Origin of the sequence: Paracoccus methylarcula, assembly GCF_003007735.2 — a bacterium.
GTDB classification, from domain to species: domain Bacteria; phylum Pseudomonadota; class Alphaproteobacteria; order Rhodobacterales; family Rhodobacteraceae; genus Paracoccus; species Paracoccus methylarcula.
Map to the genome: position 1 here is coordinate 1 of NZ_PXNQ02000001.1, position 25,451 is coordinate 25,451.

The 25,451-nt window shown below is 55.0% G+C and carries 23 protein-coding genes and 3 pseudogenes; 11 read left to right on the forward strand and 15 right to left on the reverse strand.

The window, feature by feature from the left end; all coding sequences use genetic code 11:
- A pseudogene (locus tag A7A09_RS00005) lies at positions 1-147 on the forward strand (lipoyl synthase); the annotation flags it as partial.
- A 41-nt stretch (positions 148-188) separates the two neighbouring features.
- On the forward strand, positions 189-473 hold the full coding sequence (locus tag A7A09_RS00010; protein ID WP_106689236.1) for a hypothetical protein: 285 nt from the start codon (positions 189-191) through the stop codon (positions 471-473).
- Between the two features lie 654 nt (positions 474-1,127).
- Here A7A09_RS00010 and A7A09_RS21215 read toward each other — a convergent pair.
- Positions 1,128-1,496 (reverse strand): annotated as a pseudogene (locus A7A09_RS21215) (sulfate ABC transporter substrate-binding protein); the annotation flags it as partial.
- Between the two features lie 338 nt (positions 1,497-1,834).
- Between A7A09_RS21215 and blaOXA the strand changes: the two are divergent.
- The 3 genes from blaOXA to A7A09_RS00030 all read left to right on the forward strand — a co-directional run bounded on the left by blaOXA (position 1,835) and on the right by A7A09_RS00030 (position 3,570).
- On the forward strand, positions 1,835-2,641 hold the full coding sequence (blaOXA, locus tag A7A09_RS00020) for a class D beta-lactamase (protein ID WP_170166970.1): 807 nt from the start codon (positions 1,835-1,837) through the stop codon (positions 2,639-2,641).
- 6 nt (positions 2,642-2,647) lie between these two features.
- Entirely contained in the window at positions 2,648-2,875 is a 228-nt protein-coding gene (locus tag A7A09_RS00025) for a helix-turn-helix domain-containing protein (RefSeq protein ID WP_106689239.1), read from the forward strand.
- 101 nt (positions 2,876-2,976) lie between these two features.
- Complete coding sequence (locus tag A7A09_RS00030; protein WP_106689240.1) at positions 2,977-3,570, forward strand: type 2 periplasmic-binding domain-containing protein; 594 nt, start codon at positions 2,977-2,979, stop codon at positions 3,568-3,570.
- A gap of 90 nt (positions 3,571-3,660) precedes the next feature.
- Here A7A09_RS00030 and tnpC read toward each other — a convergent pair whose 3' ends face one another.
- Complete coding sequence (gene tnpC, locus A7A09_RS00035; RefSeq protein WP_170166971.1) at positions 3,661-4,902, reverse strand: IS66 family transposase; 1,242 nt, start codon at positions 4,900-4,902, stop codon at positions 3,661-3,663.
- Between tnpC and A7A09_RS20685 the strand changes: the two genes are divergently transcribed.
- Positions 4,892-5,131 (forward strand): hypothetical protein, encoded by a 240-nt coding sequence (locus A7A09_RS20685; RefSeq protein ID WP_170166972.1) that lies wholly within the window; start codon positions 4,892-4,894, stop codon positions 5,129-5,131. The genes tnpC and A7A09_RS20685 overlap by 11 nt on opposite strands.
- Positions 5,132-5,305: 174 nt before the next feature.
- On the opposite strand, the gene A7A09_RS00040 is transcribed toward A7A09_RS20685, so the two are convergent.
- The 4 genes from A7A09_RS00040 to A7A09_RS20460 all read right to left on the reverse strand — a co-directional run bounded on the left by A7A09_RS00040 (position 5,306) and on the right by A7A09_RS20460 (position 10,450).
- A complete protein-coding gene (locus A7A09_RS00040) occupies positions 5,306-5,755 on the reverse strand; it encodes an RrF2 family transcriptional regulator (RefSeq protein WP_106689242.1) in 450 nt (149 codons plus the stop codon).
- A gap of 197 nt (positions 5,756-5,952) precedes the next feature.
- On the reverse strand, positions 5,953-7,125 hold the full coding sequence (locus A7A09_RS00045) for a GGDEF domain-containing protein (RefSeq protein WP_106689243.1): 1,173 nt from the start codon (positions 7,123-7,125) through the stop codon (positions 5,953-5,955).
- Positions 7,126-7,652: 527 nt separating this feature from the next.
- Positions 7,653-9,611: a putative bifunctional diguanylate cyclase/phosphodiesterase gene (locus A7A09_RS00050; protein WP_106689244.1), complete on the reverse strand. Its 1,959-nt coding sequence runs from the start codon at positions 9,609-9,611 to the stop codon at positions 7,653-7,655.
- A gap of 530 nt (positions 9,612-10,141) precedes the next feature.
- Positions 10,142-10,450, reverse strand: coding sequence for a hypothetical protein (locus A7A09_RS20460; RefSeq protein WP_148043589.1), 309 nt, complete (start codon positions 10,448-10,450; stop codon positions 10,142-10,144).
- Between the two features lie 723 nt (positions 10,451-11,173).
- On the opposite strand from A7A09_RS20460, the gene A7A09_RS20960 reads away from it, so the two are divergent.
- The gene (locus tag A7A09_RS20960; RefSeq protein ID WP_211340995.1) at positions 11,174-11,467 is read left to right on the forward strand and encodes a hypothetical protein; all 294 of its coding nucleotides are present in this window, start codon (positions 11,174-11,176) and stop codon (positions 11,465-11,467) included.
- Between the two features lie 123 nt (positions 11,468-11,590).
- On the opposite strand, the gene A7A09_RS00070 is transcribed toward A7A09_RS20960, so the two are convergent.
- The 6 genes from A7A09_RS00070 to A7A09_RS00095 form a co-directional block, all read right to left on the reverse strand.
- The gene (locus A7A09_RS00070) at positions 11,591-12,538 is read right to left on the reverse strand and encodes a glycoside hydrolase family 26 protein (protein WP_106689247.1); all 948 of its coding nucleotides are present in this window, start codon (positions 12,536-12,538) and stop codon (positions 11,591-11,593) included.
- A 4-nt stretch (positions 12,539-12,542) separates the two neighbouring features.
- Positions 12,543-13,106, reverse strand: coding sequence for a DUF995 domain-containing protein (locus tag A7A09_RS00075; RefSeq protein ID WP_106689248.1), 564 nt, complete (start codon positions 13,104-13,106; stop codon positions 12,543-12,545).
- Positions 13,093-14,523, reverse strand: a complete 1,431-nt coding sequence (locus A7A09_RS00080) for a UDP-glucose dehydrogenase family protein (RefSeq protein WP_106689249.1) — start codon at positions 14,521-14,523, stop codon at positions 13,093-13,095. Before A7A09_RS00080 ends, A7A09_RS00075 begins: the two co-directional genes overlap by 14 nt.
- Before the next feature lie 18 nt (positions 14,524-14,541).
- Positions 14,542-16,227: a glycosyltransferase family 2 protein gene (locus tag A7A09_RS00085; RefSeq protein ID WP_211340996.1), complete on the reverse strand. Its 1,686-nt coding sequence runs from the start codon at positions 16,225-16,227 to the stop codon at positions 14,542-14,544.
- Positions 16,228-16,382: 155 nt separating this feature from the next.
- Complete coding sequence (galE, locus tag A7A09_RS00090; protein ID WP_211341015.1) at positions 16,383-17,366, reverse strand: UDP-glucose 4-epimerase GalE; 984 nt, start codon at positions 17,364-17,366, stop codon at positions 16,383-16,385.
- A gap of 142 nt (positions 17,367-17,508) precedes the next feature.
- Entirely contained in the window at positions 17,509-18,522 is a 1,014-nt protein-coding gene (locus tag A7A09_RS00095; RefSeq protein ID WP_106689252.1) for a UDP-glucuronic acid decarboxylase family protein, read from the reverse strand.
- Between the two features lie 269 nt (positions 18,523-18,791).
- Here A7A09_RS00095 and A7A09_RS00100 point away from each other — a divergent pair, with 269 nt between their 5' ends.
- The 3 genes from A7A09_RS00100 to A7A09_RS00110 all read left to right on the forward strand — a co-directional run bounded on the left by A7A09_RS00100 (position 18,792) and on the right by A7A09_RS00110 (position 22,632).
- A complete protein-coding gene (locus A7A09_RS00100; protein ID WP_106689996.1) occupies positions 18,792-20,006 on the forward strand; it encodes a GGDEF domain-containing protein in 1,215 nt (404 codons plus the stop codon).
- A gap of 55 nt (positions 20,007-20,061) precedes the next feature.
- The gene (locus tag A7A09_RS00105; RefSeq protein WP_211340997.1) at positions 20,062-21,132 is read left to right on the forward strand and encodes a helix-turn-helix domain-containing protein; all 1,071 of its coding nucleotides are present in this window, start codon (positions 20,062-20,064) and stop codon (positions 21,130-21,132) included.
- A 465-nt stretch (positions 21,133-21,597) separates the two neighbouring features.
- A complete protein-coding gene (locus A7A09_RS00110) occupies positions 21,598-22,632 on the forward strand; it encodes a class I SAM-dependent methyltransferase (protein ID WP_106689254.1) in 1,035 nt (344 codons plus the stop codon).
- 75 nt (positions 22,633-22,707) lie between these two features.
- Here A7A09_RS00110 and A7A09_RS00115 read toward each other — a convergent pair.
- The 3 genes and pseudogenes from A7A09_RS00115 to A7A09_RS00125 form a co-directional block, all read right to left on the reverse strand.
- A pseudogene (locus A7A09_RS00115) lies at positions 22,708-23,537 on the reverse strand (integrase core domain-containing protein); the annotation flags it as partial.
- Positions 23,518-24,072 (reverse strand): DsbA family protein, encoded by a 555-nt coding sequence (locus A7A09_RS00120; protein ID WP_106689255.1) that lies wholly within the window; start codon positions 24,070-24,072, stop codon positions 23,518-23,520. The pseudogene A7A09_RS00115 and the gene A7A09_RS00120, both read right to left, overlap by 20 nt.
- Positions 24,073-24,127: 55 nt before the next feature.
- Positions 24,128-24,739: an NAD(P)-dependent oxidoreductase gene (locus tag A7A09_RS00125; RefSeq protein ID WP_106689256.1), complete on the reverse strand. Its 612-nt coding sequence runs from the start codon at positions 24,737-24,739 to the stop codon at positions 24,128-24,130.
- A gap of 153 nt (positions 24,740-24,892) precedes the next feature.
- Here A7A09_RS00125 and A7A09_RS00130 point away from each other — a divergent pair, with 153 nt between their 5' ends.
- A complete protein-coding gene (locus A7A09_RS00130; RefSeq protein ID WP_106689257.1) occupies positions 24,893-25,273 on the forward strand; it encodes a winged helix-turn-helix transcriptional regulator in 381 nt (126 codons plus the stop codon).
- Positions 25,274-25,451: the final 178 nt, after the last annotated feature.

The window sequence follows — 25,451 nt, forward strand, 5'->3', positions numbered from 1 at the left end:
GAGGAATTCGCGGGTTACGAAAAATCGGCCTATGGCAAGGGTTTCCTGATGGTTTCGGCCACGCCATTGACCCGCTCCTCCTATCACGCAGGGGATGATTTCGCCCGGTTGCGCTCTGCGCGGCTGGAGAAGCTTGGCCGGGCGTGAGATTGTGCGGCGTTTGCTATGAAAATATTCAGCGGTTTTGCATGTCGAATGCGTTGGTTGAGCTGAGTTTGCGATCGACGCGGATCGATAAGCAATCCCGGATGGGCTCGTTGATGAGACTGCACCCAGCCCCGCTCGATGATCTAGAAAATGCTGGAGTTGGTTTGCAGCATTTCGTTGCGGCGCTTGGTCTTGTGATTGAATTCATCGGCCCTTTTGACCACTGCAAAGGCTGGGCCCATGATCAGATCGTGCGCCTGGCTGAATGGTTTGAGTACCTGCAGGAGCCCTCCACGTTCTGTCTGACGATCTTGAACTGGCATTGACTGAAGTAAAGAAACTACTTTATATATATTATACAATAACTTGCAGCGAATGTTGGTATCGGTGGTTGTGGCCCCCCCCGAAACCAATGCCAGCATAACTCGCTGATAATCACTATATAACAATGCATTAAGCCGAAATCGGAAAGCCCCGACTTCGAAAGGGGCGGGGCTTTCGCATTTCCAAATCTCGAAACGCTTGGTCTGGTCATTCACCGCGCCTGGATCCACGATACCCAGGTTTTATCGTAAGCGTTGCATCTGACCCCAATCTTGAGACCTTCCCACGGGGCTTTTCTCATTGTATATTGGCGCTACGCGCCAATATGACGATTTTGATTTATTATTATTTTTCTGCGCAAACAGCCGAGTCGTAAGCGTTGCATCTGACCCCCGTCACAGACTCTGAAAGACTGGTCTGTGTTCATGCTAAGCTGCCTCGAACCCGGAGGACAGCATGACCAAAGACACCCCATCCTTCCAGCCATTCGGCTTTACGATCCCTATCAGTTCAACCGGACGCCGCATCTGGTCGTCCGGCTTCAAGAAATTCATCATCGAGAAGCTGAATACCGGCGAGGTGACTATCCAGCAGGTCGAGCAAGAGGGTCAGGTTGCGAGAGCCCTCATCTACAAATGGCAGGTGTTCCCCGTTAGCGCCCATGCCCATCCGGCCATGAAGTTCCACCGGGCTCCGCCCGAGGTTTTCGGATTCGGGGTGATCACCTCGACATCGTGCCGGGCCAGGTCACCCCAATTCTCGATCCCTTTCGGATTCCCCTCGCGGACCAGAAACACGATGGTCGAGGTATAAGGCGAGGAATTATGCGGCAGGCGGGATTGCCAATCCTCGGGAATCTTTCCGGTCCTTTCCGCGATGGCCGAGATATCCGCCGACAACGCCAGGGTGACCACCGTCGCCTCAAGCCCGTCGATCACGGCACATGCCTGTCCGCCCGATCCGCCATGGGATTGCCGCAAGGTGACGGGATCATGGCCCTGGGATTTCCGCCAATCATTGAACAGTTGTAAGCGTTGCAACTGATCCCGATCTTGAGACCTTCCCACGGGACTGCTCTCCTTGTATATTGGCGCTACGCGCCAATATGAAGATTTTGATTTATCATGATTTTCCTGCGCAAACAGCCGAATCCGCATACTCGATCAATGATCGCGGAGCTTAAATGGCCGATCTTCACAGCGCTTGATCAACTCCAGTCATACGGAACGCCAGGACCCACTGGTCAATATCCAACTGGTCGAACGTTAACCATTCCAGAATGGCGCTAAAGCAGTCGGAAAATGACTTGGATTATTCAGTCTGGCTCACTGTATCTTGCGGTCGAGGCAGGAAAGGACAATCCATGAGAAAGATAATCCTCGCGACCGTCGCATTGATTGTGCTCAGTTTTTCGGCGGCGGCAAAAGAGCGCGTGATCTGCACTGTCGCAATCGAAATCGGGTCGGACAAAACTGTCTTGCAGGAGGGCGAATGCAACAAACGCATTTCTTCGGCCTCAACCTTCAAGGTTGCGATCAGCCTCATGGGTTTCGACAGTGGGATCTTCACCTCGCTGTCAGAGCCCAAATGGCCGTTCAAAGAAGGATATGTCGATTGGAACCCGAAATGGCGGCAGGTGACCACACCACAAAGCTGGATGCGGGATTCTGTTGTGTGGTTTTCGCAACTCACAACCGAACGTCTCGGAGCCAAAACATTCGAAGCTTATGTCGATGCCTTCGATTACGGCAATGGAGACGTCTCGGGTGATGTGGACAAAGACAACGGGCTAACTCATGCATGGCTCAGTTCGTCTTTGCAGATTTCCCCGAGGGAGCAGGTCGATTTTCTGACACGCATGATCGAAGGCAAACTTCCGGTCGACCCCACCGCTGTCGAGCAAACCAAGCGGCTTATGCAACTCGACCAGCAGCCGAGGGGCTGGCACATCTACGGCAAGACAGGTGCTGGCCTGCCGTTCAGCGATGACGGGGAGTTGTTGAAGGGACAGCCATTCGGCTGGTATGTCGGATGGGCAGAAAAGGACGATCGCACAGTCGTTTTCGCCCGATTGCTGCGGTTCAGCGAGCGCCCGGAAAATACACCGGGGGCGATTGCCCGCGACGGATTACTGAGCGTGCTGTTCGGCTCGGATGGTGCATTGAAGTGAAGTTGCTTGACGGAACACCTTCCGCAGGTGCTTGCTGTAAGCAAACTCACCGACGGCAGGCATATGAATATTGAGCAATTGCGTGATTTTCTGTGCGTTGCGGAAACGCTGAACATGACGTTGGCAGCTGACCGGCGGAACACTACACAATCCAACCTGAGCAAGCGCCTGCGCGGTCTAGAGGAATATCTCGGCCGATTATTGATCAACCGGCGCAGCGTCCGCTTTCGCTGACCAAGGCAGGAGAAGATTTCCTTCCCAAGGCGCGGCAAATCCTTTCGGAAATCGAGATATTCCGCGGACAATCGTCTCCCTGGAGTCCTGACGAAGGGGGCGTGTCCATCGTCATGCCGCATAGTGCGACGGTAGCGGTGTTTCCACAGTTCAAGGAATGGCTCTCGCATAGGTTTTCCAGCATCCATTTCGCGCCTCGGATTGCCAATCATGATATGGCGGCGCGAATGTTGGCGCGATCAGAGATTGATCTTGCCCTCGTCACGCGTCACCCGAAGGTACAGATAGACGAAGACTTCAGAGTGTTTCGATCTGCCGACATTGCGACTGAACGGCTGGTAATCGTGGAACCGCCTGACACGCCACGTCATACCGCGCTGCCTTTGCATATCTCGCATCCGCTAACTTATATTGGACAAATATGGCAGGTTTGTCGCTGCGAACTGCCGGTCACGGAAGAAATACCACATGGCATGGCCGCGTATATACGGGCACATTGCCTGGCCGGACCGGCCCGAGGTGTCCTGCCCGAGACATTGGTCGAAGCAGACATCGCGTCAGGTCGGTTGGTGGTGCGGCAGGAGCAAAAGGAACTGGCTTATGCCGTATCCCTGTTCTGTGCCCCCGGTGCCTCGCGACGAGCGAAACAAGTTTGGACAATAACTGCCGAAAACAGTCCACCGGATGCCGGTTGAGGCGATACGTTTGGGAATGCCTGTTCAACGGCAAACGGGTCAAATTTCTCCTAGTTTTGTCAACGTGCTAAACCCCAAGTGCTGACAGGGTCACGGTGGCCGGCCGTTGTGCCGACCTTTCGGGCAATGCCACGGTAATAGTTTGTCATATTGTGATCGTGGCAACTTGTTCGCGACCTGCTCGAAGACCCATGTGAAATAAGCATGCGGTTCGATGCAATTCAGCTTACAGGTTCCAAGCAAGCTGCACACGATCGCCCAGACTTCGCCGCCAAACTCCGACCCCGCGAAGAGCGCGTTCTTTCGCAGAAGTGCGAGCGGCCGGATCGTGTTTTCCACCGGATTGTTGTCGATCTCCACCCGGCCATCAGACAGAAGAACACGCAGCCCGTCACGCAGCTTCAACGTGTAGCTGATCGCCTCGCCAAGCTTGGATTTCATCAGGATCTGGCTGCTAAGTTCTTCGAGATACCGGAACAATTCATCGATGATCGGCGCGCTGCGAGTGGCGCGAACCGTTTGCCGCACAAGTGCGGGTTGCCCTTTCAGCTCTTTTTCGATCACATATAACTTGCCGATCATTTCTAGGACCTTGCGGGCTTCGACAGACTTCGTGCTTTGCGATATATCCCAGAACTTGCGCCTGGCATGGGCCCAGCAATAGGCCAGTGTTAACGGTCCACCGGGATAATCGGCACGTGTCAGACGGTTATAGCCGCCATAGGCGTCGACCTGTAGGATGCCGTGGAAGCCAACTAAGAAATCCTCGCCATGTTTTCCCTCTCTGGACTGGGCAAAATGAAAAGTAACAGCCGGCGGCAGGTTACCCTTCCAACGTCGATCGTCCCGGCACATGGCCCACGCGTAGCAGTTCTTGGTTCTGCCCAAACCCGGGACCAGCAAGGGGATGGCCGTCTCGTCCGCGAACAACTTGGGGCCGGACTTCAGATCGGCGATCAGTGCGTCATAAATCGGCCTAAGGACGTCGCCAGCCCTCATGGTTAATCGACCGAGGGTTGCCCGGTTTAGTTGAACACCTGAACGACCGAAGATCTGCTCGAGTCGGTACAGGGGTAAAAAATCAGCATATTTTGCGACCAGAATCGCAACGACCAAGCTGGTGTCGAAACGTGAATAGTCGATCGCGCGATCCGGGGTTTGCGCCTGCACGAAACGATCGCAGTTCCGGCAAGTGTATTTGGGGTACCGTTCTTCAATCACATAGATTTCGGCGGGTTTATGCGCCAGTTTCTCGATGATTTGCTCACCCATACGTACGGTCTTGCAACCGCAGGAGCAGAATTGCGACGGATCGGGCTCGATGACGATCACCTGCAAGCGCCGCAAACAGCCCGCCTCGCCAATAGCCCGTGCCGAACAGACGCGTGACGGCATTGCCAGGCCCGGTGTTGTCATCGGTATCGATGGGCAGGCCGATGACATGCCTGTCGCCAAGGTTGATCTCGATCCTGCCATCGCTGTGACGGCGGACGAATGTTCCCTGCGCAAGCACATGGGTTCCAGTCTTGACTGTGCGATACATCGGGACCTCCTCTTCTGACCCCATATGAGTTCATGTCGAAGGAGATGCGGACCCGCAGGATATGTGCTCTGCCGTTGGTTCGCGCATTGAACCCCTTCAACACGATAATTACGACAGATATAATCGTGTATTGCAACAGAAAAATCACGCCTATTTTTGTCGTGATTATTATCGTTGATCTTCAATATATTGCTATGGCTCGATCAACTGTTCCAGTTGGTGCACATCACGTTGAAGATCCGCCAGCGTCAGTGATTCGATCATCAGGACATAGGCCGAATAGAAGCCGCCGAAGACTTCCCGGACCCGGCATGTCTCTTCGTCAATGCAGTCTTCGCATCTCCGATAGGCATTGCGCGACAAGCAAGGCAGTGGTGCCATGGGACCGTCTATCAGCCGCAGCACGACTGCCAGCGAGATCGTTCGGGCATCCTTGATCAACTCGTAGCCGCCCCTGCGCCCCCGCCGGCTGCCGATCAAGCCCGCCCGTTTCAAATCCAGAAGGATGTGCTCAAGAAATCGCTTTGGGGCTCCCGAGCGCTCGGCGATTTCCTCGATCCGCAACGATTCCCCGTTTCCGGCCTTTTCGTCGGCCAGAACCGTCAGAGCCTTCAACGCATATTTGGTCTTCGAGGTTATCATCGGCAGTCAGGCAGGCACCAAGATGGCTATTACGATAAACATAATCGATAATCAGAATAGTAGCGAGAAGCATACAGAAAAAAAGTGACGCATCGGGAGCATCAACGGAGACGCACAGCTTCTCCGTGGTTAGCGAGGCCCCGCAACCGGCTACACCATCTGGAAGGGGCTGGAGCGCCGCCCCATCATGGCCCTGGCTACATCGCACGTTCCAACGATACACCGCAGCTCTCGGCAAGGTAAACACGATCACGACCGCCCGTCTTGGCCTGAAAAAGGGCAGCGTCGGCACGTTTCAGAACATCCCCGATCGTATCGCCCGGCTGCAGGGTGGCGATCCCGATGCTGGCCGTCAAGGGGAGCGACTGCCCATCTATGTGGAGAGGAGTATTTCTGAGGACATTCAGTATCGTATCCGCGATTGAAATGGCCGCGGGGGAACTTGCCCGAAGCAGGATCCCGAACTCCTCGCCACCTAACCGGCCAAATTTTGCCTGCAAAGGCAGAACCTTCGATACGACCTCGACGAAATGTCTGAGCGCCCTGTCTCCCGCCTCGTGACCATAGCGATCGTTGAGCTGCTTGAAGTGGTCGAGATCGAGGAAAAGCAACACCGCGTCGCCGGGATACGCACGACCGTGATCGAGTTGGGGAGCGACGGCGTCGAAAAATGCCCGCCGTGACAATGCACCCGTCAAATCATCATATGTCAGTGACCGTTCCTGTCTCGTGATAGTTCTGCCGAGGACGAGCAGGATCGCGGACAGGTACAAGATCGGGAACGCCAGGATGCGGATCGAGGAGGTGGCAAGGTTCCAGGGCGTCGGGTCGGTGAAATGGGTAGCGCCGTCGATACCCGTTACAGCCGTCACGCAGCGCAGCAAGAAGAGCACCGAGACGGCCGCACTGGAAATGATTGCAAACAGTATAAACGTTTTTGGCGCATTGGCTTCCCGCCATCCATGCAGCATTGTCCAGGCGATGGCGGCAAGGATGACGGCAGCCGAACCGGCGGCAACGAACGTCCTTCGCACGAAGCTTTCCTGCACCACGCTGAATACGGTATTGAAACCCGCAACCACCAGGACAACACCAATGACGGCAAGCGGATGGAGCGCGGGCCTTGAAACAAACTTCCGAAATCCCGACAGCAGCAAAAGCACCGCCAGAATCATCGGAGGTGTGGACAGGAGGGGCACCAGATTACTCTGGATCAGTTCTCCGCCTGCACTGAGTGCTATGGTGATCGAAGCCAGCGCGGCCGAGGCGGAAAAATACGACAGACCCGGCACTCCGGAAGTACGCAGGCAAAGCAAAATGGGCAGCATGATGGCAATGGCGACCGCAGAGGCGGAAAGAATGAAGATCATAGCAATATCCTGTTCTGCCAATCATCCCCATCTCATTGAAAAAATATACTTTGCACCTGTAAATCGCGATACGAAATGATTGTTCTTTGACGTGTCCGGCGCCGCTCCCTTCGCTGCTCAATTCTTTGCCGGAACAGGTATCACTTTACAGCGTGGAAAAGGTAATTGCGACTCCGTTTCGATCGCTTGTGTTGGATAATATGAAACGCTCCATCCGCATTCTTGATCTGGGCATCGATATTTTCGGAATCCCGGGTCATCGTAAGTAGTCAGTGCTGCGAAAATCCGGATCGTCCCTTCGCCGTATGTCAGGGAAGATTTGCACGTAACGCAAAGGTCATCTTTGCAATTTCTTTCCACCCGGGCGATCAATTTATCAGGTGTTAGAACGTGGAGTTCGCCGCCTTAAAATCGCGCCATTCAATCTGCCAGATACCCATATGGCTGACAACTTCGACAAAATCATCGCCCCGCCGCCATCCCGCGTCTGCCCATGGCGGCAGCGATCTCCACCACGAGTTCCGGCGTCACGTCTTCAAATGCATGATGGCTTTTGGCGCCCCGATATAGAATCCCTGCGCGTAATCTATTTCAAACTCCCGAACGATCGCCATTTGCCTTTCGGTCTCCACACCCTCGACGAGGATATTCGTCCCACGATTTTTCACCAGCTGGACAATATCGCGAAACATCTTCCTTCCTTCACGGGTTTCACAGTCACGAAGGAATATTTTATCTATCTTCACTGTATCGAATTCGATAAAACGAAGCCAGGAAAGACCAGAAAATCCTGTTCCAAAGTCATCCAGCCAGAAACGGATGCCAAGTAACTTGAGATCATTTATACAGGCGGCGACATCCTCTTCCGACTCCATCTCCAATCGCTCGGTAAGCTCGAAAACGAGCCTGTCGCCGGGCACTTCCATTTCCCGGAGAATAGCCGTAACGGAATTCGCAAACTCAGGTGCCATGAGCTGCACCGGTGAAACATTAATACTAACGGTCAATGAGTCCGGCTCTCTGGTCAAAATTTCCTCGCATGCCCTTCGGATCACCCAGTAACCCAATTCCAGGATTGCCCCCGTGCGCTCCGCTATCGGTATGAAGACATATGGCGGAACAGAGGTGCCATCGGGCGCAGTCAGACGCATCAATGCCTCAAATGCTTCTATCCGGCCCGATGCGACATTTTTTACGGGTTGGTATACGAGCGACACGAGGTCCCGACCGACAGCCACTCGCAGCAGCGAGGCTATATTCTTGCTGAAATCAATATTTTCGCGATTTTCCGGATCGAATATGCGGACGCTATTTCCACCGCCCGCCTTGGCCATGTATAGAGCGTGACCTGCTTCGTCGATTACCCTCTCCAGCCTCTCATCGCTCCCTGCCCTGGAATATGAGACGCCGACACTGACCGTCACAGCAGCAGGTTGGTCTGATTGATTCCGGTACTGCATACCCATGCCTTCCACCCTTCTGCGCAATTCCTCTGACAGGGCGGAGATCCGTTTACACTCCTGTTTCGGCATGACTACAATAAATTCGTCTCCACTATACCGGCCAATTGTTGCCTCGTATGGGCTCATCAGCTCCCTCAACGTATCGGCGATAAAACGCAGGCACTGATCACCCTGCTGACTCCCGCAGGCATCATTGAAGCTCCTGAAAAAATCGATATTGATCAGGATTATCGAGAACTTTCTTTTCGATATCAGCCAATCATTCCAATATTTTCGCAGCACCCCATCTACAGCGCGGCGATTATCCAGCCCCGTAAGGGAGTCCGTTTTCGACAACCTCAATAGCGCTCGTCTAAGCTCGCTGGCCCTTCTCTTCGCCTCCACGGACTTGAGAAACGCGTTATAGCGTTCCCTGTTTAGTCTCCAATTTATGTATGATGCAAAAACATAACACGAGAAAAAGTATACAGGCATGGAAATCCCGTAGGAAGTAGAATGCGACACGATCTGTGAAACGATAATGAGAGAGATCAAAATGATGAAAGAAGACACAACGGACAAAGCAATCCCGAAGGTAAAGAATACATTAGCTCCGATCAGAAACAGAGCGCCGTAGGCGATATAATACGATAAATTATCGACATGCCCCGTCGCAACAGACGGAACAAGCCATGCCAAGTGGCCAAAAACAACCGCAGAAGCACAAGTAAGATCCAGCCAATACCTGTCAATGTCAGATCGAAACTGTACCTCCAAAACAATTACCGAAAAAACAGCAACAAAAAACCTGGCTGCTATAGTGTAGCTGGCAATATCAGGAATCATGATGATATCCATGATCGAGAACAGCAGATAGACGACTACTGCCAGCCAAAGCCCACGTCTCGTCGCCACTCTTTGAGACGACTCACTATCTTTCCTCCAGAGAACATGAAGATCTCGACTGGCCTGACCTTCATGTCGAGCGCCGCGATCTATGTTCTTCGTTGCTGCCGGCGCGCGATCTGACTGCTGATCCGTCATCTTTCCACCGCCAATCCGGTTGACACGCTCAACCGAGTCATCCGGATTACATGCCCGCCTTCCGGAGCGGAAAGCCGGAACGTTCCACAGAACCCGGATCGCGAATCATTGAGAAAGGAGTATGCAACATCTGCGATCAAGGAAAACGGCCAACTCGGTTTCGAACCAGCCATCCGGTTCATCACAGATTCAGTAGATGTAGTTAAACCCGATACGCAGCGCAGCCAAGCATATCCGCCCCCGCAACGTTCCTGGTGACTGAAACGACCGCAGCGGTCTATCTCCACTGCCCTTCTTGCGCAGCAATTCGGAACCGGAAACTCCGTGCGAACCAAGTCATTTCTCCCGATCTCCTCTCCTGGCCCAGAGATGTGGCGATACCGTTCATCATCACCGCCGGAATTATTCCGTGACATATCGGATTATCCCGCACCAGCATCAAGCACCTGCAATGTGATTTCCGGCGTGACTCTGCCGATCCACATATACAGATATCACCATCAAAATAAACATACTCTCGCGGCATTCACTCAATGCCTTAGCGATAAGCGAGCACCCTTTCTTGCCTCGTTACTGTCTTCGATCTCAGTTATTTCCGACAGGTAATTTTCCTGCACCCAGTTTCTGAGGATGTGCCGGATAAGTTCATCTTTTTCGATTTTCTTCTCGAACGCCACTTCGGCAAGCGCGAAATCGACATCCGCATCAATCATGACTGTGTTGCTATTACGAATTCTGATTGCCGCACGCCGCAACAAAGCAGCAATCTCATGATCCACAACGTCACCGGTTCGTTCGGAAGCAATATTCAATGCACTGGCAAGGGAATGACGGGTCATTTGGTCATCTTCATCCATCTTCAATGGAGCTGTTCGGAACTATCGGCACCCAATCCAGGGCAGAAGTTCTCGAAACATGGATCACAACAAGAACATTAGATCACTGAACAGAAGCTACGCGCAAGGATTCCTCGCGAAAGCAACGTGAATTGTTGATGCGACCACCCACCGCCACCGGAGGGTGGCCGCAGTGCAAGATCACCTGTCGCAGCATGTGGTTTTCGGCTCATCAGTTTCTCCCCCTATGTCCTCGTCCGAAAAAACCAATCAATGGTTTGTTTTCATTGAATTTTATTGTCTCTCCGAATCCACGCTCCAGCATGATCTCGAGCAGTCGCATGAAAAGGCCACTACTGAGAAAATGGAATCGGGCAGTGCACCGATGTTGCGGGACACATGTGAAATCGACGGGAAAGCTGTGCCCCCTCACGCGAACTGTACGTCCGCAAGGGGTCAGAAAGACCTAATCTACTAAGTAAATGTGATCGAATCACCTCCGGCTCGCAAGAATCCGCCTATTGCTGCCATGCAGTCCCGTATGTTGCGGCGGAATAGCGGGTTCTGCAAGGGGGGAGTGACCCGTGTCTGTTGACAGAAGAGCGAGGCTGCTAGAAAAGGCTCTATGAACCGGTGCCCTGCGACACAATCACAGTGCATGTACTGCATGGCTTGCAAACCAGGAATAATTGAGGAAACTGTATGGCGTTCAGGAAATCCACTTCAATGGCCCTTAACATTAATCGAAGATGGATAGCCGGGGTTGCTGTCGGGATTATGGCCCTCACGACTTTTTCCTCAATCGCCCATGCCGAAGGTGATCATGGTGCCAAAGAAAGGGTGCGTTCAGTATATCTGGTCAAATACTGGGTCAACGACCAGGTCCGCTATAATAAAGCCTCCTCGGGGAAAATTGTAAAAATCCCTGCCAGCAAATATTTGAGCAGCAACCCTTATACCTGCACACCAAGCGGTTTCGGTCAGAAATCCCGGTGTTATTCCACTCACTCCAAACATTGATTTCCACCTTCCATGGTTTCCGCATAATATTCTGGAATTGCTGCCCCTCATCCTCCTTCACCCGGTGGATGGGAGGGTTCGACCGTCTGGCGACGAGCGAGCCACTCCCTTGATGTCTGGGGATCAGTCAAGCGGGTGATTTGCGACACGCCAGTCGGGGTGTCCTACATCTCTGGGCCAAGGATAAGTCTCGCGATCATTGAAATAGACTACCGCAGTCATCGCGGGAAACTCTTCGTGCGGCTTGTTCGCTTCTGCGGCCCAGGCCCGCACGTAATCGTCGTTTCCTTCATAGCCGAGTTCGGCGATCACGATCGGCTTTCCGAAACCCGCGACGCGATCATAACTTGGCTTCGTACGCTCGGCGAAGGTCATATCGCGCCCGAACTCAAGCTCATCATAGGGCTGATACCCGAATACCGACAGGCCGATGACATCCAGATAGTCATCCCCGGGATAATAGGCTTCCAACCCCTCCATCCCTTTTGGCGACCACATGTATTTGGCGGATGGCAGATGTTCGCGGCAAATGTCGATGACGTGCCGATAGGCCTTCACATAGCCTTGCGGGTTCCAATATGCCCAGGTGAAGTTCCCTTCCTCACGATCCTCCATTTCCTGCGCCCAACGGATCGTAACAGGGCTTTCAAGTTTGGCAGCCGATGAACAGATCGCGGCCATGTTGGAATCGTAGCGCCCGGCCAGGATTCCATTCAAGAGATCATCGGGGCTGACGCGCCAGTCTCGCGCCCATGACCACGGCTCGACCGTGATCAGCAAAGAGCGGCCGCGTTCTTGGGCATAGGTATCCGCAGCTTCGAGAGTCGTCAGATCCACATCTTCCCACGGTAGAAACAGATGCTCGATCTTTGAGCTGGCGTCGCTGGCATAGTCCCCGTGCGGATCATATGCTCCGGGTGTCACGGGTTCCGATGCAACTATGGGGCGCTTGTCGTGAAACTGGCTGCGACGGTCCACACTCGCCCCTGAAACACCGCTTTGTGCGTAAGCGCCGCCTGAAACGGCGATGCTTCCTAGCAGAGCGACAATTGGTTTAGAAAGATTTTCCATGATCTTACCTTCCTCGTTGTTCGGATGACCGAGCCGAGGCGAGTGCGGCTTTCACGCCCTCAAGCTCCTCGGATACCAGGTCATCGGGGATCAGTTTGCTGGCTTCGTCTTCCGCGCGGGGTGGAGCATGACGGAAAATATACCATTCGCCATCGGGTTCACGCTTTTGATAGACGGTGCCTTCGTGAACCCGATGCGAAAAGCAGGTCCTGTCGGGAAATGTGCCGTCCCGCACATGCCACGTTGCGTCAAAGCACATGCGGCTGGAATTGGTGGCGAGCCAGCGGCCTTCGGCCCAGGTTTTCCCGGCCTCATCTTCGCTCCATGCGCTGAATAGTTGCGGCGACCCCTTCATATATCCGACGCCATTATCCCACTGCCAGCTCTTGTCCTTGTAGATGTCCTGGATTTCAGCAACGGTCATGAACCGTGCCGTGGGATATTTTGCGGTATCGCGTGGCGGATTGGTGGAAGACGGTTCGGCACAGCCGGCAGCGATCAAAACGATCGGCATCAACATGCGAGGCCGAAGCAAGACGCGAACCAGTCGAGTTTCAGAGATGTTCATTGAAGCCTCCCATCGGTTCAAGATAAGCAGACCGCCCCAATTGATCGTGACGGATCTGCCGCCGCATATTTGGCATTTCTCTCATGGCATCGATCTCGCTCCGGCCCACCGCCGCACGGCCAATGGCCGACACGCGGAAACCGATTTTTTCTGCAAGGCCGGGTTCAAAGGCGTTTCTGAGATCGATAAGAACAGCGCGGCGCATGACCCGCTTGAGACGCGTCAGGTCAAGCTCGCGAATATTGTCCCAATCGGTCATGATGACGACGGCGTCGGCATCGCGCGCGCATTCATAAGCATCGTCATGGAACTTGACATCCGGCATGAGCTGCCTGGCATTTTCGTTGCCGACCGGGTCATAGGCACGAATACGGGCACCGAACCGCTGCAATGTCTCAATAAGCGGCAGGGAAGGCGCGTCGCGCATATCATCCGTATCGGGTTTGAAGGTCAGGCCGAGAACCGCTATCGTCCGGCCGTCCACATCCCCGTTCAGGGCGTCCGTCACTTTCAGCGCCATGCGACGCTTTCGCGCCTCGTTGGCGCTTACCGTTTCCTCGACGATCCGCAACGCGACGCCATAATCCTGGGCGGTTCTCAACAGCGCCATCGTGTCCTTCGGGAAGCAGGATCCTCCATAGCCCGGGCCGGCGTTGAGGAAACTTGTTCCGATGCGCTTATCAAGACCAATCCCCAACGCCAGTTCGCCCACATCACAGCCCACCTGTTCACAGACATCGGCCAATTCGTTGATGAAGGTGATCTTGGTCGCCAGAAACGCATTCGCGGCATATTTGATGAGTTCCGAAGTGCGCCGCCGGGTCACGACGATGGGCGTATTGCTTGCCGCGAGTGGTGGAGTGTAAAGTTGAGTCAGCACCCTGCGCGAGCGTTCATCCTCGGCACCGATGACGACCCGATCCGGTTCCCGAAAGTCGCGAATTGCCGAGCCTTCGCGTAGAAATTCGGGGTTGGAGGCCACCGAAAACGATCCGGCCTTGCGGGCCGAGTCGATTATTTTCTGCACGACATCGCCCGTCCCGACCGGGACGGTGGATTTCACCACCACAACGGTATCATCCTCTATCAGTGGCGCGATCTCGCGAATGGCCGCGAATACAAATGACAGATCCGCGTCCCCGTGTTCGGCCCGTGGCGGGGTGCCAACAGCGATAAACACGATCGCGGCCCCTTTCAGGGCTTCGGTCAGATTGCATGTGAAGTTCAGGCGGCCGATCGCGGAGTTACGCTCGATCAACTCATCCAGGCCGGGTTCATATATCGGCACGACACCGCGCTCCAGGCTGCGGATCTTCTGTATATCCTTGTCGACACAAAAGACGTCATGTCCCCAGGAGGCAAAACAGGTTCCGCTGACCAATCCGACATAGCCGGTTCCAATAACTGCGATCTTCATGCATCTACTCCCTTTTTGTTACTGGTTGGATTGACTGGCGGGGTTCGCTCGCCAGCGCGGATGGAAAACGGTTCTGTAAAGGTCCCGCCCTCCGACTCCCGCACCGGCCACCGAATAGCGATAATCGAAAAGCGAAAAGCTCTCGGCCCCCCAGGAAAGCGCCTCGACACCGTCACGGCCCCGCTCGAACACCGCGAATCCCGGCAGGATGGCCAGAACAAGCAGGCTGACTGCAAGCGCGGGGCGATAAAGCCATGATCGGCAACGAACCGCGTTCTCGCGGGCATGCTGAATAACAATGACGAACAGGAGCAGCGTATAAATGAGGGCGTTGGCAATAGCGAAAACGTAGAAGCCTCGGCTGTTGATGCTGGCATCCGCAACGAGCAGAACCGGCAAGGCAGAGATGATTGCCAGAACACCGTAAGGGGCCAGGACCCGCCCCGGCAGCGGATCCACGTCGGACGCGCCCTTTGGGGTGACACGGAAATCCACGAAGGAACCTGTCAGCCGGTCGCGTAGCGCAGCCAGAGCTCCCGCGAGCGCCCAAGGCCAGCGCGCGAACAGGAACAACGTCATTTCGAAACTGAGTATCTTCGCGTCATGCGGCCGGAATGTGCCGCTGGCCCGCCAGCGATAGGCCAGCAGGATCAGCAGGATGGCCTGCGGCAGAAAATGCTCGAGGAAATCGGGATAGGTGACGGCAACGAAATTCTCGCCACTCGTCAGCGCGATAATGGGCAGGGCGAACATCAGCGCCATGAACAGGGAGAACAGCGGATACCAGAGCTGCGAGAACAGGAACTGGAACTTCAACCGCAAAGGCAGTTTGCCGATCAGCCTGGGCGTATATTGCAGCAGGATCGTCACCAGGCTGCGGGACCACTGGAATTCCTGCGTTACGAGATCAGAGAAACTGCATGGCCCGTCGCCGTGAGCAATTGCATCGAGCGCGTGCGCCCCACGCCACCCGCCCGCATTCATCATCAGCGTGGTGGAATGATCTTCCGCCAGTTCGGGACCAAGGCCGCCGATCTGTTTCAGTGCCGCCGTGCGGGCGGCATAATGCGAACCGATACACAGCGGAGCCAGCCCATTGTTATAACCGGCCTGCAGAGCACCGTGCATGCTGGCTTCCGCATAAAGGCGTCCACGCGCTGACCAGCTTGCTGCCGCATTGCGATCACAAATGCTGGGTGCGGAAACGTAGCCTACCGCGGGATCGGCAAACGGCCGCAGCATCTGGAACAGGTAGCCCGGGTCCGGCACATGATCCGCATCGAGCTGCACCACATAGTCGTAACGCTCGTAACCGTAATGGTCGTAGAAGAAGGCCAGATTGCCTTCCTTGCAGCGCGTCCGGCGCGGCCAGGTCCTGAGGTGATAATCGGGCCTTCCCCTGCGCGTGGAAACAAATACGCCGTTCTCCCGGCACCACGCGAGCGTGTCCAGCGACGGATCCTCATCGGCAAGCCATGTGTCATGGGGCACATCCTGCGCGAGCATGGCCCGCAGCGTCTCGGCCACAACCTCGAAAGGTTCGGACGGAGCCTTCGTCACGACCATCGCGACACGGCTATTCGCAGGTAGTTTGAGCGGCCCATCCGGACGGCGTGCCCGGAAGAAGATCACGATGAAATATATCGGCAGCAAGGTAACCCAGGCCAACACCACCGTAATCACGACGGAGCCGGTCAATTGCACGTGATTGGCCGGTTCAATCCACCAGGACCAGAAATAGATCAGGGCAGCGGCCCACGCTCCGGCCCCAAGCAGATATTCCAGCCGCCGCGATCCGGCAAAGACCGGCGACATGAGGGAAGCATCCCGGGTTCTCCTGCTTGTCATTCGAGGCAGTTTCATGTCCGCGGCTCCAGTCCGAAAAACGGGGCTGCGGTGCGAATGATCGTGTCGAGGTCGGAACAGGCCGTTTCGAAGCCCAGCGTTTTTGCCGCAAGCGCGGGATCGGCATAGAGCACGGGGGGATCGCCCTCACGGCGATCCCGCATCACGAAAGGAACAGCGCGGCCTGTCAGGCGGCCGATCGCCCGGAGAATTTCCCTCACCGATGTGCCATGACCTGTGCCGAGATTGACAGACAAGTTGCTGCCGCCACCGGCAAGCCATTCAACCGCCAGCACATGGGCGCGTGCCAGATCGACAACATGTATGTAGTCGCGAATGCAGGTCCCATCCGGCGTGTCATAATCGCCGCCATAGATCTCAAGCGAATGGATGGTGCCTGCCGCGGCCATCAAGGCTCGTGGAATGAGATGCGTTTCCGGGTCATGTGTTTCGCCCAATTCTCCATCGAGATCGGCGCCGCATGCGTTGAAATACCTTAGCGAGACGTAACGGAGATCATACGCCGCCCAATAATCGGCCAGCATCTGCTCGGCGATCAGTTTCGTACGGCCATAGGGGTTAATGGGACATTGCGCATCCTGCTCGCGGACAGGAAGATGATCTGGGATGCCGTAGGTGGCGCAGCTCGACGAGAAGATGACCCTGGGGATCCCTGCCATGCGGCAGGCGTCCAGCAAGGACAGCGTCCCCTCGACATTGTTGCGATAATATTTCCCCGGCTCTTTCACGGATTCACCGACATACGCGGATGCAGCGAAGTGAACGACCGCAACCGGGCGATATTCTTCAAGCGCATCGATCAGCTTGGGCGTATCGAGAATGTCACCCTCGATGAGGTCGCCCCAACGAACAGCCGCCCGATGTCCGGTTGAAAGATTGTCATACACGACAGGTTGGAACCCCCGCCCGGCAAGCAGCTTGGCAGTATGGCTGCCGATAAAGCCGGCGCCTCCAGTGACAATGACTGCATTTCCGATCATGGTAGATAGCTTCCCTGTTGTGCGCGAATCCACCGCACATTCCCGAATGCACGGAACTCGCGTCAATTTTCCCGTTCGGGCTGTCTGGAACCTTCGAATGGCGTCAACGGCTGCCCGAACAGAGCCGTTCGACCACGACCTATGCGACCTCTGCGAGTTCCTCCGCCGGCTTCATGAGCTGACGCTCGAAAAAGGCGATGGTTGCCTTCAGCCCATCATCGAGCACGACCCTTGGCTCCCATCCGAGTTCGCGCTTGGCCACAGTGATGTCGGGTCTGCGCTGCCGCGGATCATCCACAGGCAATGGCCGATGGACGATCCGCGAGGACGAACCGGTTATATCCATGACTCGTTCAGCCAGCTCACGCACCGTGAATTCATTCGGATTGCCCATGTTGACCGGGGCATGAATGACATGCGGGCTGTACATGAGCCGATGGAAACCTTCGATCAGGTCATCCACATAACAGAAGGAGCGGGTCTGTGATCCGTCGCCGTAAACGGTGATATCTTCGTTCCTGAGAGCCTGGACGACGAAATTGGACACGACCCGGCCATCATCCGGCCGCATGCGGGGACCATAAGTGTTGAAGATGCGCGCGATACGAATATCCGTGCCGTATTGGTTGTGGAAATCGTGAAAGAGCGTCTCGGCAGCTCTCTTGCCCTCGTCATAGCAGGAGCGCGGTCCGAACGGATTTACATTGCCCCAATAGGTCTCGGCCTGTGGATGCATCAGGGGATCGCCATAAACCTCCGAAGTGGAGGCCTGGAAAATACGTGCCTGATAGCGTACCGCGAGTTCCAGCAGATTGAGCGAGCCAAACATGCTGGTCTTCAGCGTATGGACCGGATCGGCCTGATAATGCGGCGGCGAGGCGGGGCAAGCAAGATTGTAAATTTCGTCAACGGGCAGATCAAGCGGCTCGGTCACATCGTGGCGAACGAAGCTGAAGGTATCGAATTGCAGTAAATACCGCAGATTTTTCATCTGCCCGGTGGTGAAATTGTCCACGCAAATCACGAAATGCCCCTCGCACAAGAGGCGCATGCAAAGATGAGTTCCAAGAAAACCCGCCCCTCCCGCCACGAGAATGCGACGCTTTGATTTACCGACCGATCTGGGGTTCGAAGGCGGAAATGCCATGCTCATAAGGACCTCCAAGCTGTAAAGAAGCGCCCTATTACCACCCGCCGCCTTATATGCGGCGGCGATCAAATCAAAACGACACCTGAAAACGCGGGTCTTCTTGCGAATATTAATTCTATTGAAGGTTGATAACTCTCATTAACCCTGCATGGCGATATCAGGGAATCCGGAAACTTTTCAAAGCGTCCATTTCCAAAAGAAACTATGGATTTTCGATCCCGCATGGGTGTTTATAAGTAGAGAATCATTGTTGACGCTGAAAGGCGATGACCATGCTGCAACTTGACTTTCTTACACTCTACATAGTTATAATCCTGAATTCCTTAACTGTTTGCGTAATTTGGACTGGTGTCGTCGCGACTTACAGCAACTTCACGCCTTCCAGGATTTGGCTTGCCTCGGTCATCCTGTCTTGCATCGGCGGAGCGATTTTATCGCTTCAGGGAAATGAGGGAGCATTCTGGCCAGCCACAATTGGAAACACTATCATTATTTATTCATTCTGCCTTTTGTGGATTGGTATACGGTATTTTTACGACGAAAAATCCGGCTGGAAGAATGCACTAATCATTTCACTTGCAAGTTTTTTCTTCATGGCGATTTTTCACACGATCTGGCAGGGCAGAAATGTTGTTTATGCCGTGGGCCAGTCCGTGCCTATGGCATTGACGGCGATCTTCCTGTTCAGACAGCGTCGCATTGGCTTCGGCGGCCAGATAGCCATGATCGCCATTCTTCTTGGCATCGGAGGTCATGCGATCGAGACAGCTCTGAACCTTGCGGCATGGTCGGGCCGGTACGATCAGGATCTTTACTTTGCCGTAGAAAGCTATGCGCTGGTTTGCGTGATCTACGGCGGCATCATCTGGCATTTCGGCTTTATCGTGATGGCGGTCAATCGCTTGCATGGCGACATCGTCAAGGTCGCGGAAACGGACGAGTTGACCGATCTCCCCAATCGCCGGCATTTCATGGGGCAGTTGGCCCAGTCCGAGGAAAGATTCCTGCATGACGGAATGCCCTATTCGGTCATGATGATCGACATCGATCACTTCAAGCAATGGAATGACAAATATGGCCACAAGCTAGGCGACCTTGCTCTCATGCATTTCGCCAGGGTGGCATCTACCACCATACGCAATGACGACATTCTGGCACGGACCGGGGGCGATGAATTCGCGTTGCTCATGCCTCTTGCGGGAGAAGCGGAGGCAACGGAACTGGCGCGCCGGCTCATCATTCGTCTCCGATGCTCCCCATTGCGGCATGCAGATCTGTCTGTCACAATATCGGCAAGTATCGGCATTGCGGCACGTGCTGCCAACAACATCTGGGCGGACATTGATGTCTTGGCCCGGGCCGACATGGCGCTCTACAATGTCAAGAAGGCAGGGAGAGACGGCTATGCGACGACCAGCGTGACCGCTGTCAAAGACGATGTCCCCGCATTTCGAGTGGTGGCGGGAGGTTCCAGCCATGCCCAATGAACACAACCAGCCCCCTTCTGAACCCGCATTCGCGGAACGTCGGCGGTGGCCACGAGTGTCGCGCGCCCCTTTGGGTGATGATACCGTCAAAAACCCCGGCCTGACACCTCTTCGCTTCGATACGAGAGACTTGCCCCCCTGTCAGCAGTTTCTCGCATGGCAGGATCACATGGCGGCAATATGGCAAACACGCTTGCCGGATGATACCCGTTCCGAAGACGGATTTGCCGTTCGACAAACCGTATGGGACTTGCGCGGTGCGATCATTGTGCAGCAACTCACCCCAGCTTTCAGCTATGACCGTTCACCGGACATGGTGCGCTTCAGTCCGATCGATCACTGGTCGATCACCTTCCTTCGCACTGGCCGTAGCTGGACAGGCGTCGAAGGATGTGTGGTTCAGAACGAACCCGGCATGATTGAGGTTCGTTCGCTTGCCCGCCCGTTCAGCGGGCGAACCCTGGCGGCAGAGTCCGTCAGCCTGATCGTTCCGATCGACCTGTTCTCCGATCACGGCGGACTGCCATCCGCAAGCGATAATGTCGCCATCAGCGGTCATCGAGCCAGGTTGTTCATCGATTATCTATCGAGCATCGAAACTCAGTTGGCTTATCTTACGCAAGATGAACTGCCCTGCATCAGAGATCGCTTGCGGGCAATGATATACGACACGGTTGTGCCCCTGGTGGATCGCGACGATAGCAACAGCACGACTTTGCAAACCGGGCTGATGGCACGAGCAAGACGCTTCATTTCGAACAATATCGCATCGCCCGATCTGACCCCGGAGGCGCTCAGTCGGGAACTGGCGATCTCACGGACGCGACTCTATGAACTGTTTGAAGCATCTGGTGGTGTTGCGAATTATATTCGCCAACGAAAGTTGCTCGCCGCCCGTGCCATATTGGCAGACCCGTCCGATACCCGAAAAATATCCGAGGTCGGAATGGCGGTAGGCTTTGAATCTGCCGCAAATTTCAGCCGCGCCTTCACGCAGCAATTCGGGTATAGCCCAAGCAATATACGCAAGCAAATGCCCGGGAACGGCTCGCATCCGGATACGGAATCTCATGGAAAGCAGCAGGTTACATTCGAAGATCTGCTGAGAACGCTTAGTTCATGTTAATTTCGACACCTGGCCGAATGGCATCATGGGAGTGGCTGATGACACGTTTCTCGATCAAATGACATCCACCACTCGATTCCCGAGGGACTTGAGCGATTTTCAGCCACACGGGATATGCTTTCTTGCCTATTTGGTTGTCCATGATACCATTTTTCCATGATGGGTAAAATAACCTCAAGGTGCTGGGCAACCATTCAAAATAGCGCGCATTTGCTGGAGGAACAGCATGACAACGAAATTTTAGCGCCCTTCTGGTTGCATCGGTGAATCGAAAAGGAATTGGAAACTGGTTTATGAAAGAAGCCATACACCAAGGCAATAGGTTTGGCGCCATATGTATCGCCTCATGTTGACGGCAGGTCACCACTCAGATCGACCGAGCCATATGATATAGAGCACGCAAGAAGCCAGATCGGAAACTCCGAAACAACCAGGCTATATGCTCTTAATGCAAGGAGACTAGAAATGAGGAACGTAACGCTCGACAATCAAAGCCTTATAACTCCATTATTAATTTCAAACGAACTTACCAAAGGGGGTATTGCGTCTTCTGCACCCGAGATAGTCAAGGCGCAGGAAATACTCGACGAAACACTTGACGATGCGGAAAAAAAATTCCGATCGTCGATGAATGTTGACGACATAGTCGGGGACACTTCAAGACGGCTTCACGAACTTCGTTCGAGTCTGGATTATGACACGTGGAAAAATTTGATCCCGATAGCGCAAGAACATCCGGTTGCCGAGTTCTTTCTTCAAGATCCGTTCACGAACTGGTCTTTCACGAAGCCTCGCGGCTATTCAGGTGATGCGCATTTGCTCGATTTCATCTATGAGCATCCCAATGTCAGGTCGGAAGTTCAAAAAGCTTCTTCGATTGGACGAAAGATTTACGCCTACACAAAGGACGCCTCGTCGTCGATAGCGGTACGAGAACGGCGCGATCTATTGACCCGATATATCGATGAAATTGCATCTACTCGGGGGAAAGATACGGAAATCCTGACGATCGCAGCGGGCCATCTGCGGGAGGCCAGCCGGTCTAACGCTCTTCGAGATAAAAAGATCAGGCGCTGGATTGCACTCGATCAGGATCCACTGAGTGTTGAGTCAATTGATCGGGACTTCAAGGCAACTTGTGTCGAGGCCGTAGAGGGCTCCGTTCGCAGTCTCCTGAGAAATGCCCACGGGTTTGGAAAGTTCGATTTCATTTATGCGGCTGGTTTATACGATTATCTTCCTGACAAGGTCGCGGTGAAACTCACCCAGCACTGCCTGAACATGCTGAAACCAAACGGCGTCTTTCTCTTCGCCAATTTTGCACGCGATATTATGGTCGACGGCTATATGGAGGCTTTCATGAACTGGGCGTTGTTACTGCGCACGGAGATCGACATGTCAAATATCATCACGGCAAGTGCAACGCATGGAAGCGCGAAGTCGGATGTGTATTTTGGCAACAATAGAAATATCGTTTACGGAGTCATTAAGTCATGCTGACAACAAGTGTCATTGAAGGGGCTCCACTCCTCCCGCCTTCACTACCGTTGAAGTTGTGATCCCACCGAATGGGATTTATTGTTGATGAGAATGCTGCTGGGCGCTGATTTGTCTGAGAACCAGCATCATAGCCATATTCAAGCACGACGCTTGCCGAGAAGTTCTGTGCCTTATGCTGTTGACCCGCCCCATCCGATTGGTCCGATCTATCGAGACGATGGTTTCCGGTGCCGGCGGGCGATAGCCCAGAGCACTTTGCGGTCGTTCCGTGTTGTAGTGCTTCCTCCATTGTTCGATCAGGATTTGTGCTTCTCGCAGGCTGTAAAAGATCTCGCCGTCGAGCAGCTCATCCCTGAACCAGGCATTGAAGCTCTCGCAATAGCCGTTCTCCCAAGGTGAGCCGGGCTCGATATCGGCCGTTCTGGCACCGACGGCCCTGATCCAGTCCTGAACAGCCGGGGCCACGAACTCGGGACCATTGTCGGAGCGAATGAACCCCGGCACGCCGCGCATGATGAACAGGTCGCTCAACGCATTGATCACGTCATTCTAGCTCCACTTGCGCCTGCCTCTGATCGTCAGGCATTCTGGGCCGTGTTCATCCAGGATGTTTACTGTTCGGAACATCTCGGCATCATCGGTGCGGCCAAGAACGAAGTAATAGGACCAGACATGATCACGATATTCCGGCTGGAGCCAGATGCATGATCTGCCGTTCAGCCATGCCATTGGGAGCAGTGGCAATCCATGCCTCATTTCCTCAGGATCAGCTTGTCCAGCGCCAGATCCGACACGGCCTTTCTGAGCCGTTCATTTTCCATCTGAAGCCGCTTGAGTTCTTTCAGTTGGTCGCTTCCTATACCGCCAGACTGCTTGCGCCAGCGGTCATAGGTCTGTTCGGTCATGCGCGCCAAAGCGGCGCATCTCGGACTGCGCCGCCTCGATCCGACTTTGGTTGAATGCCAGCAACTCCTCATCCGGCGCGGCAAAGCGCTTGGCGGGGATGTCGAGCCCCAACTCGGCCAGAAGAGCGGCGATCACAGGCGCGTCGCCATTGTCACGCCCTTCGAGGTAGCGGGCGCGCTGGATGGCTTTCAGGGCGTCGAGCTCCCGGTCGGGCGCTGTCAGATGCACAGCGCTCAGCGCCAGGGTCGCAGGGCCGGAATCGACATTGCCTGCGCCGCTTTCCAGAATATTCCGGCGATAGTCTTCGCTGAATACCTGGCCGGTGAGTTCGGCGATGCGCTGATCGGCTTCCCATGCATGGGCGGCAAAACCGGCATCCATCGGGAACGCACCGGCACCGGCGAACAGGCCGGAGGGCAGGGCGGTGGCGACGATGCCGTCCTGCTGCTTGAGCTGTTCAATCGTCGGCGATGCGCCGTAGCACCAGCCGCAGAGCGGATCGAAAAGATAGATCAGGCGGATTGTGTCGGGCATGGAGGGCTCGTGCTTATGGGAGCGGGGCGACGGCTGGACCGCCGCCGGGTCAGGCTCAGTAGCCGACGGTGAAACGTTGGCGGATATGTTTGGGGTTATCGATTTCGTCCACCATGGCGATGGCATAATCCTCGAAGGAGATGCTCGACCCGTTCTCGCCCGTCAGCAATTCGTCCTTGCCGAGCCGGAATTTGCTGGTGCGCTCGCCGGGCACGAACATCGCGGAGGGCGACAGGAAGGTCCATTCCAGATCGTCGAGCCTGCGCAGGTAGTCCAGCGTGGCGGTGCCATGGCTGGCCTCTTCCTTATAGGCTTCGGGGAAATCGGGCTGGTCGAGCAGGCGCTGACCGGGGGCGACCTCTAGGCTGGCGGCGCCACCGACCACCAGATAGCGCATGATACCGGTCTCGCGCAGTGCATTGACGATGATCGAAAAATCGGTGCCGGTGAAGCGCAGCGAACTGACCACGGCGTCATGCCCCCGGAGCAACTCGGCCAGCGCTGCCCCGTCCTGTGCATCGCCGGCGACAGGGGTAACGCCCGGCAACTCGGCGATTTTTTCGGGGCTGCGGGCGATGGCGGTCACCTCATGGCCACGGTCCGACAGTTCCTTGAGAATGCGCGAACCGGCATTGCCAGAGGCCCCGATGAGAGCAATTCTTGCCATTGTTCTATCCTTCCGTTCAGATTCGAGATCAAGTCTATGTTCTAGACCTTGTCTGTCATTTATCGTACCGAACACATCTCGCAAGACGTCATCTTGCGGTGATCAGGTCAGCCTGTGCTGACCTCCCGGCCACCAAAGCAAGGAGTGCTCAGAGTGGAGCAAGACAACCTCATCCCGATTCCCTTCGTCTTTGAACAGCCCTGTCCGATCCGTGATGTTCTCGACCGGATCGGCGATCAATGGAGCTTGTTGATCCTGCAAGTGCTGGAGCACGGCACCATGCGGTTTAGCGCGATCAACCGCGCGATCGGCGACATCTCCAAGCAGATGCTCTCCAAGACGTTGAAGCGCTTGGAGGAGGACGGGTTCATCTGGCGCACGCTTTACCCGGAAGTGCCGCCGCGCGTCGAATACGAATTGACAGATCTCGGCCGCTCTTTCCTTGTGCCGATGAAGGGGCTCATTGCCTGGGCGGATGTACATCACCGTGCAATCTGTGAGGCGCGGGCGAAGCATGCCGCCCGGGCCGAATGATGAAGGACGCGCAGGTGCAGCGCACCGCGCTTGGAGCGGTCAGTCAATATTGCGAATGTGGCCAAAACCAACGCCGCCGGTCCGGCACCGAAACAGGTGAGAAGCAGAGCGAAGACGGGTGCGCCAGAGGTTTGCCCCATTTCGGCTTAGTCGCTTCAAGGTTCGCTAAAGCAAAGAG

What these genes read in the sequence shown, in the direction of transcription:
- A7A09_RS20685 (WP_170166972.1), top strand. Translation starts at nt 4,892, where the DNA reads ATGACGATCACCTGCAAGCGCCGCAAACAGCCCGCCTCGCCAATAGCC.
- A7A09_RS00045 (WP_106689243.1), bottom strand. Translation starts at nt 7,125, where the DNA reads ATGATCTTCATTCTTTCCGCCTCTGCGGTCGCCATTGCCATCATGCTG.
- A7A09_RS20460 (WP_148043589.1), bottom strand. Translation starts at nt 10,450, where the DNA reads ATGACCCGTCATTCCCTTGCCAGTGCATTGAATATTGCTTCCGAACGA.
- A7A09_RS00110 (WP_106689254.1), top strand. Translation starts at nt 21,598, where the DNA reads ATGAGGAACGTAACGCTCGACAATCAAAGCCTTATAACTCCATTATTA.
- A7A09_RS00010 (WP_106689236.1), top strand. Translation starts at nt 189, where the DNA reads ATGTCGAATGCGTTGGTTGAGCTGAGTTTGCGATCGACGCGGATCGAT.
- A7A09_RS20960 (WP_211340995.1), top strand. Translation starts at nt 11,174, where the DNA reads ATGGCCCTTAACATTAATCGAAGATGGATAGCCGGGGTTGCTGTCGGG.
- A7A09_RS00070 (WP_106689247.1), bottom strand. Translation starts at nt 12,538, where the DNA reads ATGGAAAATCTTTCTAAACCAATTGTCGCTCTGCTAGGAAGCATCGCC.
- blaOXA (WP_170166970.1), top strand. Translation starts at nt 1,835, where the DNA reads ATGAGAAAGATAATCCTCGCGACCGTCGCATTGATTGTGCTCAGTTTT.
- A7A09_RS00095 (WP_106689252.1), bottom strand. Translation starts at nt 18,522, where the DNA reads ATGAGCATGGCATTTCCGCCTTCGAACCCCAGATCGGTCGGTAAATCA.
- A7A09_RS00050 (WP_106689244.1), bottom strand. Translation starts at nt 9,611, where the DNA reads ATGACGGATCAGCAGTCAGATCGCGCGCCGGCAGCAACGAAGAACATA.
- A7A09_RS00100 (WP_106689996.1), top strand. Translation starts at nt 18,792, where the DNA reads ATGCTGCAACTTGACTTTCTTACACTCTACATAGTTATAATCCTGAAT.
- A7A09_RS00080 (WP_106689249.1), bottom strand. Translation starts at nt 14,523, where the DNA reads ATGAAGATCGCAGTTATTGGAACCGGCTATGTCGGATTGGTCAGCGGA.
- A7A09_RS00075 (WP_106689248.1), bottom strand. Translation starts at nt 13,106, where the DNA reads ATGAACATCTCTGAAACTCGACTGGTTCGCGTCTTGCTTCGGCCTCGC.
- A7A09_RS00120 (WP_106689255.1), bottom strand. Translation starts at nt 24,072, where the DNA reads ATGCCCGACACAATCCGCCTGATCTATCTTTTCGATCCGCTCTGCGGC.
- A7A09_RS00125 (WP_106689256.1), bottom strand. Translation starts at nt 24,739, where the DNA reads ATGGCAAGAATTGCTCTCATCGGGGCCTCTGGCAATGCCGGTTCGCGC.
- A7A09_RS00040 (WP_106689242.1), bottom strand. Translation starts at nt 5,755, where the DNA reads ATGATAACCTCGAAGACCAAATATGCGTTGAAGGCTCTGACGGTTCTG.